The organism is Cetobacterium sp., from assembly GCF_048470075.1.
Taxonomy (GTDB): Bacteria; Fusobacteriota; Fusobacteriia; order Fusobacteriales; family Fusobacteriaceae; genus Cetobacterium_A.
Genome location: NZ_DBGBQB010000400.1, coordinates 1 through 1,584, shown reverse-complemented (window position 1 = coordinate 1,584; position 1,584 = coordinate 1). Strand labels below are relative to the sequence as shown.

Genomic DNA, 1,584 nt, shown 5'->3' with positions numbered 1-1,584 from the left:
TTGATAAACAAAATACCAATATTATTAACCATTCTGTAGAACAAGAAAATAGTGGTGATTTAGTTACTATTGACTCTTCTAATGAAGTTTTTATTGCCAAAGTTTTAGATAATAACGCGGAGTTTTTTAAAGCTTCTCCATTTATTGAATCTAGAGATTATAAATGGGATAAGTTAGAGGGATATTGGAGTAATGACATTACAGATATTAAAAAAAGTAGAGCAATTTTGGCTTTTGTAAGTAATACTTTTGGAGAAGGAGATATTTTGGGAGGATGGTGGGCTAAAAAAATAAACACTAAGTTAAAGTCATATTCAAATGGTTTCATTGTTAAAAAATTAGATGACTATTACTCTTGGCCAGATATTAAGAATTATTTTGAATTAGAAAGTCTTGGATTTGGTTTAGTCTTTAATAAACGAAGTTCTAGAGCAACTTTTTATGGAAAAGGAATTGTAGATGCAGCTGGACGTTACTTAGGTAATGTTGAGTTAGGTAATAATGAAACATTTGGATTGATAAGAAATTCTCAAGAATTTGGTACTAAAGGAGATATAGGAGTAAATGGTAGTATTAAGGAAAAACTAGAACACTGTTCGTTTAGAATAAATAACGTAGAAATACTAAAACAACATTTGGGAGTCTATGAAGTAGATTTTGAAGTTTTATATGAAGGAGGAGATAGCAGAGGAGTAAAAGGCGTTTACTATCTTGGCGGTAAAAGAAGATTTATCATTGAAGATATTGGTAATCAAATGACGACTTACAACGTAAATGTAGATCAGGGGAAAACGAAAACATTTGATACAACACTAAGTTTTTTTAATAGACAAAATACAAATGGTATTAGATTTAGGGGTAGAGATGGTGTAGTATCTTCAAATGGTACTTTAAAAACTGAATATGAGGGAAATATTTTTACAATTCAATATACTCAAAATCTAGGAGAAAAGGCTAAAGTTACATTTAATATTGAAAAATTTGTAAAACCATTTACATATGGATATACTTTAGGAGAATATTTTAATTCTACAGATGGAGTAACAAAAGATCGTAAGATATCTCATCACGTTAATACTCTAGAAGTGACTGGAAGTACTCCAGTTGTTGAGCCACGACCAACAGAAATAAACTTGGATATTACAAAAGCTATTCCTGGTGAAAAATATCGTATTGATTTAATGAAACAAACGGTTGAAAGCGACTCTTATAGAGCTAATAATCAACTTGATAAAGAGCTGCATACTCTAATACTTTCTAATAAGGTAAAAGTTAGTTCAAGAGATAAATTGGAAATGTTTATAGGAAATAAACAAATTACAGATTCTTATAGCGATGAATTTATAGAGATAGAAAAAGCTAACACCATGAGATTAAATTTTATTCGAAAAGAAAGTACTAATCTTCCTACTCCAATTTCTATTAAACTAAAATATTTAAATGGTTCAGGTCCAGAAATACGGAAAATTTATAATCTTAATATTACCAATACGATATCTAAAAATAATGATTTTAAATATATAGTGGATGTAGACCCAAGATTTTTTAAAGCTGTAGAAAATAATAGAGAAAATAAAATTAATT

Annotated in this window: 1 protein-coding gene; it reads left to right on the top strand. The window is 28.6% G+C overall.

Annotation, left to right across the window (positions count from 1 at the left end):
* On the top strand, window positions 1–1,584 hold a 1,584-nt coding region (locus tag ACMOUI_RS13845), incomplete at both ends, for a hypothetical protein (RefSeq protein ID WP_418966279.1).